Here is a 12,833-nt window from a genome sequence, read left to right as displayed (position 1 = left end):
CGGATGGGCTTTGGTCGGCGTTCCCCCGGGGTCAGCCGAAGCTGTGCAGCCCGAAGGGGTCGGTCGGTGTGTCGAACACCGTCACCGGCACGTGGAATTCCTTGCCGAGCAGTTCCGCGACCTGGGCGCACCACGGGAACTCGGTGGCCCAGTGGCCCGCGTCGACGAGGGCCGGCCCACCGTCGCGCAGACTCTCGTCGGCCGGATGGTGCCGCAGGTCGCCGGTCACGTAGACGTCGACGCCGAGCCCGCGGACACGACCGAGAAGTGAATCGCCCGCACCGCCGCACACCGCGACCGTGCGCACGAGCGCATCCGGATCGCCGGCCGCCCGGATGCCCGACGGGGCGCGCAGTGCCCGCGCGACTACCGCGGTGAAGTCGCGCAATGTCATCGGCTCGGTGAGCGAACCGACCCGACCCAGGCCCAGGTCGCTGCCGAGGTCGGCGAGCTCGAAGACGTCGAACGCCGGTTCATCGTACGGGTGCGCGTTGCGCAGTGCCCGCAGCACGGATCCGCGGATGGATCGCGCGGCGACCATCTCCACCCGCGCCTCGTCGACGTGGGTTCTGGTGCCGATCTCGCCGATCGTCGGCGTCGCCTCCTCCTGCGCCTCGAACTGGCCCGTGCCCACGACCGTCCACGAGCAGTCGCGGTAGTCGCCGATAGCACCCGCGCCGGCGGCGAACATCGCCTCACTGACCTGTTCGACGTTGCCCTCGGGCACCATCACCACCCATTTGTCAAGGGGTGCAGCAGATCTGGGCTCGATGGGCACGGTGTTGACCACACCGAGCAGGTCGGCGAGTGCGTCGGACACGCCCGGCCGCGCCCGGTCGGCGTTGGTGTGGGCCGACAGCAACGCGATGCCGTGGCGGATCAGGCGGTGCACGATGCGGCCCTTGGGGGTGTCGGCGGCCACCGACGTGACCCCGCGCATCAGCAGCGGGTGATGCGCGATCACCAGGTCCGCCTTCTCGGCCACGGCCGCGTCGACCACGGCGTCCGTCACGTCGACGCACGCCAGCACCCGACGCACCGGTTCGGAGCGGTCGCCGCACACGAGCCCCACCGCATCCCAGGGCTCGGCGAGCGCCGGCGGATACGCGCGTTCGACGACGTCGACCATGTCGCCGACGGTGATGCCCTCAGATGTCGACTCGGTTCCCATCCCTCATCTCCTCTCGTACCTGCTCGATCGCTGCGGTCAACGCACGGACCTGCTCGACCGGACGTACCGCGAGCCGCAGATGGTCGTCGCCGAGTCCGACGAAGTTGGCGCAACTGCGCACCGCGAACCCGTGATCGACGAGACGCCGTTTGACGTCCGTCGCCCGTGGCACCTCGACGAGGACGAACGGCGCGGCCGGTTCCGCCACGACGACGAGCCCGATCCGGGTCAGTTCGTCGACCATCTCGGCGCGTTCGGCCGCGACCCGGCGGGCCTGGTCCGAGCAGTAGCGATGCCCCTCGTCGCCGAGGCACGCGGTCAGCGCGGCCAGAGCCGGTGTGGACAGCGCCCACGGCCGACGTCCCGCACGCAGGCGCGCGACGACCTCCGGTGCGGCAAGCAGGTATCCGGCGCGTAACCCGGCCAGACCGAAAGTCTTTGTCACACTCCGGATCACGATGAGATCCGACCAGTCGGACGAGGCCAGCGACTGTGGTTCGAGGGTGCCGTCCACGCCGAGAGTGAGGTCGGCGAATGCCTCGTCGACGACGATGATGCGTCCCGGACGACGCAGCGCCCTGATCGCTTCCCGCGGGTGCAGCACCGACGTCGGGTTGGTGGGGTTACCCAGGATCACCAGGTCGGCGGTGTCGGGTACGTCCGCCCGGTCGAGCCGCCACGGCTCGTCGAGTGTCACCTGGGTGATGGGCACCGCGGCGGCACGCAGCGCGAGTTCCGGTTCGGTGAACGACGGCTGGATGAGGGCGGCATGGCGCACGCCCAGTCGCGGCAGCATCTCGAAGCCGTCGGCCGCGCCGGACAACAGCAACACCTCGTCGGGTGACCGCCCGTGGGCGGCGGCGATGGCGTCGACCGCGCGCCGCTCGTCGTCGTGGCCGGGGTACCGGGCCAGATCGCCGAGACCGCGCATGATGGCGTCGAGGACGAAAGGTGGTGGCGTGCCGCGGACATTGACCGCGAAGTCCACCAGCCCGGGCGCCGCGTCCTGATCGCCGTGCCGGTCCGGGTCGGACAGGTCGGATGTGGATGCCACGCCATACCCAGCTGTCATGCCTACTGACCTTACGTGCACGATGGACGCGTGTTGACGCCGCCAGATCCCCGCCATCCCGACACCGTGCTGCTCGTCGATCTCGACGGCACCATCACCGACAGCTTTGCGGGTATCGCCAACAGCTTCCGGCACGCCCTCGCCGCCGTCGGCGCGTCCGAGCCCGGTCCCGAGGTCGTCGCGGGCATCGTCGGGCCGCCGATGCTCGACACCCTCAACAGTCTGGGGCTCGCACCCGCGGTCGCCGACGAGGCGATGCGCGCCTACCGGGAGCGCTACACCGAGATCGGCTGGCGGGAGAACTCGGTGTACGACGGGATGGCCGACGTCCTGGCCGATCTCGCCGCGTCGGGGCGCACGATGGCGATCGCGACGTCGAAGAACCAGACCACCGCGCGCAAGATTCTCGAGCACTTCGGCCTGGCCGACCATTTCAAGTACATCGCCGGCGCCAGCGACGACGGTTCGCGCCGCCACAAGTCCGATGTCATCGCTCATGCGGTCACGGAGCTGGGACTTCCCGCGGATGCCGACACCGGTCACGTGACCGCACCGGTGGTGATGATCGGCGATCGCAGCCACGATGTGCACGGCGCAGCGGCGTTCGGCATCTCAGCGATCCTGGTCAGATGGGGTTATTCTCTGCACGGGGAGGAACAGGGCGCAGCCTGGACGGTTGATTCCACAGCCGAATTGCGCGACGTCCTGGGTATGTGACCGACGCCCTGGACCACCGAGCGCGTCGGCACGTCGAGCTGAGGTGGGCACCAGTGGCTGAAGAACTACACGTCTGTTTCGTGTGTACGGGCAACATCTGCCGGTCACCGATGGCGCAGAACATCTTCCGGACGGCTCTGGACGACGCCGGACTGGGCGGCAAGGTACGCGTCACCAGTTGCGGGACAACCGGTTTCCACGTCGGCGAACCGGCCGACAACCGCGCCCGCACCGAGTTGCTGGCCCACGGCTACTCCGACGCGCACGTGGCGGCGCTGCTCGGACCCGAACACTTCGACGCCGATCTCTTCCTGGCGATGGACGACGGCCACTTCCGGGAACTCGAACGCAAGCGGCTCGGTGACCGGACGCGACTGCTGCGATCGTTCGATCCGTCGGCACCCGCCGACGACCTCGCCCTCCTCGACCCCTATTACGGCGGCACCGAGGACTTCGTCGCCACCCGCGAGCAGATCGAGAGCGCCGTCCCCGGACTGATCGACTGGGTGCGCCTGCAGCTGGGCGTGGACTGACGCCACGCCCAGCGCGACCGGTCTCATCCGACCGGCGCCACCAGGTTGTGCACGAAGCGGATCTTCTCGAGCACCGGCGCCGGGAGCACGAACGGGTAGAGGTCCGGGTGACCCATCGACCGGTTGATCTGGTTGAGCGCCCACGTCAGCGGTAGCCACTCGCCGATGATCCGATCGAAGCCGACGTCGCCGGGCGGCACACTGTCCAGCGTCGTACCCGACGGTGCCATCGCGAATGCGGCGGCGGTGTCGAGGGTGTCGCGGATGTGCAGGTAGTGCGCGAAGGTCTCGGCGAAGTCCTCGGCCGGGTGCATCGTGGCGTAGGAGGAGACGAAGTTCTTCCGCCATCCTTCGGGCGCACCCTCCTTGTAGTGACGGTCCAGGGCGGCCTGATAGTCGTCGCCGGGGTTGCCGAACAGCTCCTCGAAGCCGGGCCGGCGGTCGTCGGTGATGAGCACGAGCTGGTAGTAGTGACCGATCTCATGCCGGAAGTGTCCGAGAACCGTGCGGTACGGCTCGTCCAGCTCGACGCGCATCTGTTCGCGGTGGACGTCGTCGCCCTCGGCGAGGTCGAGGGTGATGACCCCGTTGGCGTGACCGGTGATGACGTTCTGCCGAGCGCTGGACAGGAGGTCGAAGGCGAGTCCCGTGTCGGGATTCTCGTCACGGTCCTCGATCGGCAGTCCCAGTTCGGCGAGTTCGAGGACGAGCCGCCGTTTCGCGGTCTCGGCCTGGCCGAACGCGACGAGCGCGTCCGGATCGTCGTCACCCGGACGGGTGCGCGTCAGCCGGCAGGACTGGCACAGCTCCGGATTACCCGTCCACTTCACCAGCCAGTTGCACTGCGCCACCTTGATGTTCGCGCACCGTTCGATGAGGACACCGTCGACCTGGGCACGCCCCTTGTCGTCGAGCACTTGGATGGAGCGGGACTCGAGCCAGAACCCGAGCGCACTCTTGCAGTTCAGGCAGAGACTGTTTTCGAAGGAGAGACGCTGGCCGCAGTTCAAGCAGATGAAGTCTCGCATTTCGATCACGCTACCCGTGCTCGGTAACCTGGGAGCTGTGCACGTACTGCGAACAATCCTGCGTCCAGGGTGGATTGCCCTCGGAGTCGTGGTCGTGGCGTTCGCAGTGGCCTGCTTCACGCTCCTCGCTCCGTGGCAGCTCGGGAAGAACTCGGACACCGAACACCGCAACGACCTGATCCGTACCGCGACCTCGCTCGAGACCGTCCCGCTGGCCGAGGTGGCACCGTCGTCGACCCTCGACCCGTCGACCGAGTGGCGTCAGGTCGCGGTGACGGGCCGGTATCTCGAGGACCGGCAGGCACTGGTGCGGTTGCGCAACATCCAGGAACGTCCGGCGGTCCTGGTCCTCACCCCGTTCGCCGTGACCGGTTCGGATCGGGTGATCCTTATCAACCGCGGTTTCGTCCGCCCGGTGGAGGGCAGCGTTCCCGCCATCCCGTCGCCGCCCGTTGGTGAGCAGACCGTTCAGGGACGGATCCGCGCGGCAGAGAGTGTCAGCGCCGACCGCGGCTCACGTGCCGACAACGGCGTGCTGACCGTGCCGTCGATCAACCCCGGTCTGGTGGGGACCGCGACGTCGACGCCGATGGACGACTTCTATCTCCAGCTCTCCCCGGATCAGCCGGGCTCGCTGGGCGAGATCCCGCTCCCCCAGCTCGACACCGGCCCCTACCTCTCGTATGGGTTGCAGTGGCTCGCCTTCGGGATCATGGCGCCCCTCGGTGTCCTGTACTTCCTGATCGCCGAGATCCGTTCGCGCCGTCGGGCCGCCGCCGCCAACGCGGCTCCGGTGACGGAGGACACCGGCGCGGCCCCCGCCGCGGAGTCCGCGCCACGTCCGGAGCCGAGTACCGCCGCCTCGCGCGCCGAGCGACGCCGGCAGATGCGCGAGGAACTGCGCGCCGCGAGCGGCACCACGGTGGTCCACAGCGTCGGACGCATCGGCCACGGTCCGGTCGCCGAGGACACGGTCGGCGACGTCCGCGACGCGACCCCGGACCCCCGGAGTCAGGACGGCGACGTACGGGACAAGCTCAGCCGGCGCTACGGCGGCTGACCGCGACCCGGACCAGACAGCCCGCCACACACACGGCCAGCGTTGCACGCTGAACCCGACGTGACAGCTCGACAGCTGCTCGCAGATCGCCGGGTCGTGGCGCCGGCCCCTGTCCGAGAGTCGGCCGTTGTTCGACGCCGTGCGGGTACACCGTCCGGCCCCCGAGCTGCACCCCGAGGGCACCGGCGAAGGCCGCTTCGACGACCCCCGCGTTGGGACTCGGATGTGCACGGCTGTCGCGGCGCCAGGCTTCGGCAGCGCGTCGAGGCGCGCCGGAGACCAGGACGATCAGCGCACCCGCGAGGCGTGCGGGGAGGATGTTGGCGACGTCGTCGAGTCGCGCGGCCGCCCAACCGAAGTCGCGATAGCGCTCGTTGCGGTACCCGACCATGGCGTCGAGAGTGTTGATCGCACGGTAGCCGAGGATTCCGGGAACGTCGGCGACCGCACCCCAGAACAGCGGTCCGACGGTCGCGTCGGAGGTGTTCTCGGCGATCGACTCCAGCGCCGCACGACAGATCCCGCTCTCGTCGAGTGACTCGGGGTCACGCCCGCAGAGGCTCGGGATGAGGGCTCGCGCGGCGTCGATGTCGTCCGATTCGAGGGCGTCGGCGACCGCATCACCCACCCGGCACAGCGAGGTCCCGCCCAGCGCGACCCAGGTCGACGCGGCGGTCAGCGCCACCACTGCCGGCGCCCGGCGCCCGGCCGATGCGACGACGCCCGCCCCCACGACGCCGCCGGCCGCCACCGCGACCAGGCCCGCGCCCGCCGCGCGCGAGTCGCGATACAGACGACGTTCGAGCACAGATGTCAGCCGACCGAAACCCGCGACCGGGTGTCCCCGGGACGGGTCACCCAGCGCTTCGTCGACCAGGAAGCCGACGACGAGTCCGGCTGCGGTCGACAACGAACGTCGTGCGGGTCGGTTTCGCTGCTCACGGGTCAGGGACACACAGGCGAGGGGCACCGCGCGATGGTAGCGGCCCCTCCCTCCTCCGTGATCCGGTCGTGCCAGACTCGACCCGTGGCCAGGTCATCTGCAGAACCGTCGCCGGGTCGGCACGTCATCGACACCGGTGTCGCCGAACTGGCACGTGACACCATCGCCGGCGGCTGGTTGCTGACCGTGAACGGGGCGCACAGCTCGCACATCGATCCCGACGACCCGACCGTGCTCGACTTCGAGTACCTGCGCCAGATGGCCGCCGTGATCGCCGAACGCCACCCCACCTCGGATCGACTGCGCGTCCTGCACCTCGGCGGTGCCGCCTGCGCACTCGCCCGCTATCTCGACCACCTGTACCCCGATGCCCGGCAGGTGGCCGTCGAGGTCGACGGCGAACTCGCCCGCCTGGTGCGTGAGTGGTTCGACCTCCCCCGTGCCCCCCGGCTGCGGATCCGGGTCGGCGACGCGCGTGAGGTGGTGACCTCCCTGCAACCGGGCACGCGTGAGGTGATCGTGCGCGACGCTTTTGCCGGGGACCGCACGCCGGCCCATCTGACGACCCGCGAGTTCACCGCCGCCGTCCGCGATGTGCTCGTGCCGGGCGGGCTGTATCTCGCGAACTGCGGGGACAGCCGCGATCTGGCGGGCGCTCGCGCCGAGGCCGCAACCGTGGCGCCGGTCTTCGAGCACCTGCTGCTCATCGCCGACGCCGCGATGTTCAAGGGGCGCCGCACCGGAAACATCGTCATCGTCGGCAGCGACGCCCCGCTCGACGCGTCGGCGACACTGGTCCGCACCCTGCTCAGCGATCCGCTACCAGCACAGATCCTCTCGGGCGCCAAGGCGCGCGACTTCGCACGCGGTCCGGGACTGACGGACGCCGACGTCGCGTCGACCGGGGCGTGAGCGGTCGCCGGTCCCGCGTCCGGTCGATGTACGAACCCGCTCGACAGTCGTTAGGGTGGTTTCGACCGCCGGCTGAGGATCTGACGATCGAAGAACCGAGGATGACGTGACCGATCCATCGTCGAGAGCGGGCACCACGCTGGGCCCGTACCGCATCGACAGACTGCTGGGTCGCGGCGGCATGGGTGAGGTGTACGAGGCGTACGACACCGTCCGGGAACGTCGTGTCGCCCTGAAGCTGCTTCCGCCACATCTGGTCCACGACAACGACTTCCGCGAACGATTCGAACGCGAGTCGAAGACTGCGGCCAAACTGTCCGATCCGCACGTCATCCCGATCCACGACTGGGGCGAGAAGGACGGCGTCCTGTTCATCGACATGCGCCTCGTCGACGGTCAGGACCTGCGCAAGGTCCTCGACTCCGGTCCTCTGGCACCTACCCGGGCGGTCCACATCCTGGGTCAGGTCGCGGCGGCGCTCGACGCGGCGCATCGCGACGGTCTGGTCCATCGCGACATCAAACCCGACAACATCCTCGTCGACGCCGACGATTTCGCCTACCTCGTCGACTTCGGTATCGCGCAGGGCACCACCGACAGCCGGCTGACTCAGGTCGGGACCGCGCTGGGGACGCTGGCGTACATGGCGCCGGAACGGTTCGGCGACGACCCGGCGGGCCCGGCATCGGACAACTACTCCCTGGCCTGTGTGCTGTACGAATGCGTCACCGGCCAAACCCCGTTCCCGGCGAAGACCGACCAGGGACTGATGACCGCGCACATCACCAAGCCGCCACCGCAGACCGGCGGACCGCTCGACCCGGTGATCGCACGCGGCCTCGCCAAGGACCCCGCGCAACGCTACCCGTCCGCACGCGAACTCATCCGTGCGGCGTCGGACGCCATGTCGGGCGGCGCAGCCGCGTCGGCGGTTCGAGCGCAGACACCTCCGGCCGATCAGGCGCCGCCCACGGTCGTCCCGCAGCCGCTCCCGCCCCCGGGCATGACTCCGCCGACCTACGCGCCACGGCCACCGCAGCAGACGCCGGCGGCACAGCCGACCCCGGGCAGCCCGATGTCCGCCGACCCGACGATGGTCCGCGGCCCGAGTTCGGGTCCGACCGTATCCGGCCCGCCGCACGCCCCCGGTTCGGGCGGTGGATACGGTTCTCCCCCGGGACATTCCGGCCCGCAAGGGTTCTCGGAGCCCCAGCCGTACTCGGGACCTCAGTCGCATTCCGGCCCGCAGTCCTATTCCGGGCCACAGTCGTATCCCGGCCCTCAGTCATACTCAGGGCCACAGTCGTATTCTGGGCCCCAGTCGTATTCGGGGCCCCAGTCGTATTCGGGGCCCAACCAGTGGGGTATCCCCCCGACTCCGCCTCCACGCAAGTCGCACACCGGACGCAACCTGGCGGTCGCCATCGGCGTCGGTGTGGTGGTGATCGCTCTCGCGGTCACCGGCATCGTCGTCGCGCTGTCGGGCGGTGGCGAGGATCCGCCGGGCCCCGACACCTCGACCCAGGCCATGCCCGCGGGCACGGTCGCCTGTGACTATCCGACGCGGCCGGTGGTCGGCGGCATCACCCAGCCGCCGCCCGCGTCGACCCAGCCCAACACCGGCACCGTGGACGCGACGATCCCGATCGCCGCGCAGGGCACCATCAGCATGACCCTCAACCGGGCCGAGGCGCCGTGCAACGTCGGTGCCATGGTCTCGCTGATCAAGTCCGGCTTCTACGACGGCAGCAAGTGCCACCGTGCGTCGGCCAAATATCTGATCTGTGGGTCGTCGGGCGGCAAGGAGGGCACCAATCCCGGCTGGACCAGTCCTGATGAACTGCCCGAGGATCTGCCGTCGGCGGGCACGGATGACGACGGCGTCCCGCAGGTGACATATCCGCGCGGTACCGTCGGCATCCTCGATCTGCCCGACGACGAGGGCGCCACCGGGTCGACGACGTTCTTCATGCTCGCCGGCGACACCGATCTCCCGCTGACCTACTCGATCGTCGGCACCATGGACCCCGCCGGCCTTGCCGTATTGGACAGGATCGTCGCGGGCGGGTTCACGCCCGCCAAGCCCGGCGCGCAGTCAGGACCACCGAACCAGAATCTGCTCATCCAGAAGGCGACCGTCGGCGAGTAGCCGCGCTGCTCGCCGCTTGTGCGGCGGAGTCGGCAATAGGTATCGCCTGGCGAAACCTATTGCTGACTGAAACCCTCCTGAGCTCGCCACATCTCCGCTCCGGGTCAGATCACGTAGTTCATCCGGTTGAGGATCGCGTTGCCCAGTGCCTCGTCGCCGTCGATCTCCACCGCGCCCGGATCGGCGTCCCGCCGGCCACCGGCGCACCGGGCCAGGTTCGCCGCGTCGATCCGGAGCCGCACATCGGCGGAGGCGTCGCCGCCCTCGAACTCCTCGACCGCCGCCGCCCGGTCGCCGACGAAGATCCGGACCGTCCGAGCCGACAGGCCGGTGATGTCGAAGAGAACCTTGCTGCCCTTGGGCGCGTCGGCTCGCTTGCCGACGACGAACGGCAGTGACGCACCGATCTCGTCGAGCGCCCACGACGCGGGGACGGGGTCGGTGACGGCCGAACCGTCGGTGCCGTCGCGCAGGTCGATCTCGTGGACCCAGCAGTCGAAGATGCGGATTCGCATGAAGCGCCCGTAGGTGTCGGCTCCGGCCGGGGTCATCGAGGGAGCCTCGAACTGCTCCTGTGTCATCGCCTGCAGCGCCGCGGTACGAACCCCGACGATCTCCTCGAGCGCCGCGAGAACCTCGGCGCGCGACTTGGGGCGGTAGTGGTCGACCCACTTCTCGTTGAGTTCGCCGATCGGGTTGCGCACGTGGTCGAGCGCACTCACCGTGCGGGTGGCCTCGACGTCTCGGCCGTCGAGCATGCTCTCGGTGCCGATGATGTGCGCGACGATGTCGGCGTTGGTCCATCCGTGCAACACCGAAGCAGCCGACCACTGTTCATCGGTGAGTCCGCCGGCCACGTCGGCGATCGCGGCCCACTGGGCGATCAGACCCGCGGTGACCTCGTCGAGCGGCAGGATGGTCGTGGCCATGTCGTCCTCCTTGCGGTCGTGCGCCCGGCGGGAACACCGGACCGGCACAACCCTAGCCGGGCAGTCGCGCTCAGCGGCCACATTGACCACCGCGCCGAACCGTTCCGAAATCCACGCTCCGACAAACAAGGACAGAACCTGTCCGCATCCTGAGGCAGGATGTCTGCATGTTGGAAACCTCGGCCCGGTTACTCGCTCTGCTGTCGCTGCTGCAGACGCGGCGGGAATGGTCGGGGAAGGAACTCGCGGAACGCCTCGACATCACGACCCGCACCGTGCGTCGCGACATCGACAAGCTCCGCGAGCTCGGCTATCCGGTCGACGCGAATGTCGGTGCACGCGGCGGGTATCGCCTCGGCGCGGGTGCGGAGATGCCGCCCCTGCTCCTCGACGATCAGGAGGTGCTCGCCGTCGCCCTGGGGCTCGACGCGGTGACCACGGGAGCGGTCGCCGACATGGCCGAGGCGTCCGCCGGGGCACTCGCCAAACTGCGCCAGGTCATGCCCTCGCGCCTCCAGCACCGCCTCGACGCGCTGCGCATCGAGGCAGTTCCCAGGGAGGCGCCATCGAGCGCTGTCCCAGCCGATCGCCTCACCGAGATCGCGACGGCCTGTCATCGCCACGAGCGCCTGCGTTTCGACTACCGACGCAACGACGGCGAGGAGAGCCGACGCGAGGTCGAGCCATATCGTCTGGTGCGCAACGGGAATCGCTGGTACCTCGTGGGCTTCGACCTCGCTCGCGCCGACTGGCGTTCGTTCCGCGTCGATCGCATGGACCCGAAGATCCCCACCGGACCGCGATTCACACCGCGCGAGCCGCCCGAGGGCGGCGCGGCGGCCTTCGTCGCCCGCGGTCTCGGCGCACTCCAGCAACGGGCGACGGCCCGGGTACGCATCCACCTGCCGCTGGACGAGGTCGCACCGATGATCCACCAATCGTGGGGCACTCTGGAGTCGGGCGACGAACACACCTGCGAGGTGACCGTCTACAGCACTTCGCTGACGTCGATCGCGCGCTGGATGTACGCCTTCGGGGCCGACTTCACCGTCATCGAACCCGCCGAACTGCGCGTCGAACTCGGCGCCGTCGCGGACTATCACGACCAGGTCGCCGAACGCTATCGGCGCGCGATGACCGCCCGGCCCTAGCTGCGCTGACCTGCTCGTCCGCCCGGATCGCCGATTCTTCTCTACGGTCGAAGGCATGAGGCTACTCATCACGGGGGCGACCGGGTACGTGGGCTCCCGACTCGTATGCGCATTGCTCAGGCAGGGCCACGAGGTGGTGGTCACGTCCAGGGACACCCGCAAGCTCGACCGGTTCGGCTGGTCGTCGGACGTCACCAAGGTCGCCATGGACGTCGACGATCCGATCTCGGTGAAGAGGGCGATGTCCGACGCCGGCCACATCGACGCGATCTACTACCTGGTCCATGCCATCGGGACGGACGACTTCGCCAGCGGCGATCGGGACGCGGCACGCAACGTCGCCGAGGCGGCACGCGATGCCGACGTCGCCCGGATCATCTACCTGGGTGGCTTCGTGCCGGGGGGCGGCGACCTCTCGTCGCATCTGCAGAGCCGCGCCGACGTCGCCGAGGGGCTGGTCGTCGAAGGCGGCCCGGAACTCGTCTGGTTGCGTGCGGCGGTGATCATCGGCGCCGGGTCGACGTCGTTCGAGATCATCCGCTACATGGCCGACCGCCTCCCGGTGATCCCCGAGCCCGACTGGATCACCAACGAGATGGACCCGATCTCCATCCGCGACGCCATTCACTACCTCGTCGCGGCATGTGAATCATCGCTTCCGCCAGGCGAATACGATATATCCGGCCCCGACCACGCCCGCTATATCTCGATCCTGCACGAGTACATCTCCGCGGTCCGCTTCCCGCGGCTGCGGCTTCCGGTCTTCGGCGTCAGTACCCGCGTCGCGGGCCGGCTGGGTGGCATGTTCGTGCCGGTTCCGGCGTCGCTGACCGAGGAACTGGTGACGTCGCTCAACCATCCGATGACGGCGTCGGAGCATCGCATCCGCGAACTGGTGCCACCACCCGAGGGCGGTCTGACGCCGATGCGCGATGCCGTGCGGGCATCTGTGGAGTCCCCATATCCCCGTTCCGTCTGCGATCTGAACGACCTGCACCACCTGGCCGACACCGACCCGGCGTGGGCCGGCGGCGATTGGTTGCGTGTCAAACGCACTATCGGTGAGACGATCGGTGGCACGCTGCGGGTGTCGGCGAAGATCGCCGGAGCTTTTCTGTCGAGCCGTCCCTGAATGATTCGTGTCCGTAGACGACCGACCTAGGTGGTG

Annotated in this window: 12 protein-coding genes; 7 read left to right on the top strand and 5 right to left on the bottom strand. The window is 69.1% G+C overall.

The genetic code is table 11. The features are described from left to right. Positions 1-31: 31 nt before the first annotated feature. Complete coding sequence (locus tag BPODLACK_RS03365; RefSeq protein WP_159404717.1) at positions 32-1,171, bottom strand: Nif3-like dinuclear metal center hexameric protein; 1,140 nt, start codon at positions 1,169-1,171, stop codon at positions 32-34. Next, positions 1,149-2,243, bottom strand: a complete 1,095-nt coding sequence (gene cobC / locus BPODLACK_RS03360; protein ID WP_006434923.1) for an Rv2231c family pyridoxal phosphate-dependent protein CobC — start codon at positions 2,241-2,243, stop codon at positions 1,149-1,151. Before cobC ends, BPODLACK_RS03365 begins: the two co-directional genes overlap by 23 nt. A gap of 30 nt (positions 2,244-2,273) precedes the next feature. Between cobC and BPODLACK_RS03355 the strand changes: the two genes are divergently transcribed. Beyond that, positions 2,274-2,960 carry an HAD-IA family hydrolase gene (locus BPODLACK_RS03355; RefSeq protein ID WP_024500430.1) on the top strand — a complete coding sequence of 229 codons (687 nt, stop codon included), beginning with the start codon at positions 2,274-2,276 and terminating at the stop codon, positions 2,958-2,960. Between the two features lie 53 nt (positions 2,961-3,013). Further along, positions 3,014-3,493: a low molecular weight protein-tyrosine-phosphatase gene (locus tag BPODLACK_RS03350; protein ID WP_006434921.1), complete on the top strand. Its 480-nt coding sequence runs from the start codon at positions 3,014-3,016 to the stop codon at positions 3,491-3,493. 23 nt (positions 3,494-3,516) lie between these two features. On the opposite strand, the gene BPODLACK_RS03345 is transcribed toward BPODLACK_RS03350, so the two are convergent. After that, the gene (locus BPODLACK_RS03345) at positions 3,517-4,521 is read right to left on the bottom strand and encodes a zinc-binding metallopeptidase family protein (protein ID WP_006434920.1); all 1,005 of its coding nucleotides are present in this window, start codon (positions 4,519-4,521) and stop codon (positions 3,517-3,519) included. A 37-nt stretch (positions 4,522-4,558) separates the two neighbouring features. On the opposite strand from BPODLACK_RS03345, the gene BPODLACK_RS03340 reads away from it, so the two are divergent. Then, a complete protein-coding gene (locus tag BPODLACK_RS03340) occupies positions 4,559-5,581 on the top strand; it encodes an SURF1 family cytochrome oxidase biogenesis protein (RefSeq protein WP_006434919.1) in 1,023 nt (340 codons plus the stop codon). Here BPODLACK_RS03340 and BPODLACK_RS03335 read toward each other — a convergent pair. Continuing rightward, positions 5,559-6,536, bottom strand: coding sequence for a cobalamin biosynthesis protein (locus BPODLACK_RS03335; RefSeq protein WP_159404854.1), 978 nt, complete (start codon positions 6,534-6,536; stop codon positions 5,559-5,561). The two genes, BPODLACK_RS03340 and BPODLACK_RS03335, sit on opposite strands and share 23 nt — an antisense overlap. A 72-nt stretch (positions 6,537-6,608) precedes the next feature. Between BPODLACK_RS03335 and BPODLACK_RS03330 the strand changes: the two genes are divergently transcribed. Both BPODLACK_RS03330 and BPODLACK_RS03325 read left to right on the top strand, forming a co-directional pair. Then, complete coding sequence (locus BPODLACK_RS03330; protein ID WP_006434917.1) at positions 6,609-7,436, top strand: spermidine synthase; 828 nt, start codon at positions 6,609-6,611, stop codon at positions 7,434-7,436. Positions 7,437-7,542: 106 nt separating this feature from the next. Beyond that, positions 7,543-9,585: a protein kinase domain-containing protein gene (locus BPODLACK_RS03325; RefSeq protein ID WP_006434916.1), complete on the top strand. Its 2,043-nt coding sequence runs from the start codon at positions 7,543-7,545 to the stop codon at positions 9,583-9,585. Between the two features lie 104 nt (positions 9,586-9,689). Here BPODLACK_RS03325 and BPODLACK_RS03320 read toward each other — a convergent pair whose 3' ends face one another. Continuing rightward, on the bottom strand, positions 9,690-10,514 hold the full coding sequence (locus tag BPODLACK_RS03320) for a maleylpyruvate isomerase family mycothiol-dependent enzyme (protein WP_006434915.1): 825 nt from the start codon (positions 10,512-10,514) through the stop codon (positions 9,690-9,692). A 167-nt stretch (positions 10,515-10,681) separates the two neighbouring features. On the opposite strand from BPODLACK_RS03320, the gene BPODLACK_RS03315 reads away from it, so the two are divergent. Together BPODLACK_RS03315 and BPODLACK_RS03310 are read left to right on the top strand one after the other, a co-directional pair. Then, positions 10,682-11,665: a helix-turn-helix transcriptional regulator gene (locus tag BPODLACK_RS03315; protein WP_006434913.1), complete on the top strand. Its 984-nt coding sequence runs from the start codon at positions 10,682-10,684 to the stop codon at positions 11,663-11,665. A gap of 55 nt (positions 11,666-11,720) precedes the next feature. Beyond that, the gene (locus tag BPODLACK_RS03310; RefSeq protein ID WP_006434912.1) at positions 11,721-12,797 is read left to right on the top strand and encodes an NAD(P)H-binding protein; all 1,077 of its coding nucleotides are present in this window, start codon (positions 11,721-11,723) and stop codon (positions 12,795-12,797) included. Positions 12,798-12,833: the final 36 nt, after the last annotated feature.

Origin of the sequence: Gordonia sp. YY1 (assembly GCF_009872315.1) — a bacterium.
Classification (GTDB): domain Bacteria; phylum Actinomycetota; class Actinomycetes; order Mycobacteriales; family Mycobacteriaceae; genus Gordonia; species Gordonia amicalis.
The sequence above is the reverse complement of the archived record's forward strand: the minus strand, read 5'-3'. Positions and strand labels throughout refer to the sequence as shown.

Bases quoted from the DNA above. Each gene is read 5' to 3' on its own strand.
- BPODLACK_RS03320 (WP_006434915.1), bottom strand. From the start codon at position 10,514: ATGGCCACGACCATCCTGCCGCTCGACGAGGTCACCGCGGGTCTGATC.
- BPODLACK_RS03315 (WP_006434913.1), top strand. From the start codon at position 10,682: ATGTTGGAAACCTCGGCCCGGTTACTCGCTCTGCTGTCGCTGCTGCAG.
- BPODLACK_RS03310 (WP_006434912.1), top strand. From the start codon at position 11,721: ATGAGGCTACTCATCACGGGGGCGACCGGGTACGTGGGCTCCCGACTC.
- cobC (WP_006434923.1), bottom strand. From the start codon at position 2,243: ATGACAGCTGGGTATGGCGTGGCATCCACATCCGACCTGTCCGACCCG.
- BPODLACK_RS03345 (WP_006434920.1), bottom strand. From the start codon at position 4,521: ATGCGAGACTTCATCTGCTTGAACTGCGGCCAGCGTCTCTCCTTCGAA.
- BPODLACK_RS03365 (WP_159404717.1), bottom strand. From the start codon at position 1,171: ATGGGAACCGAGTCGACATCTGAGGGCATCACCGTCGGCGACATGGTC.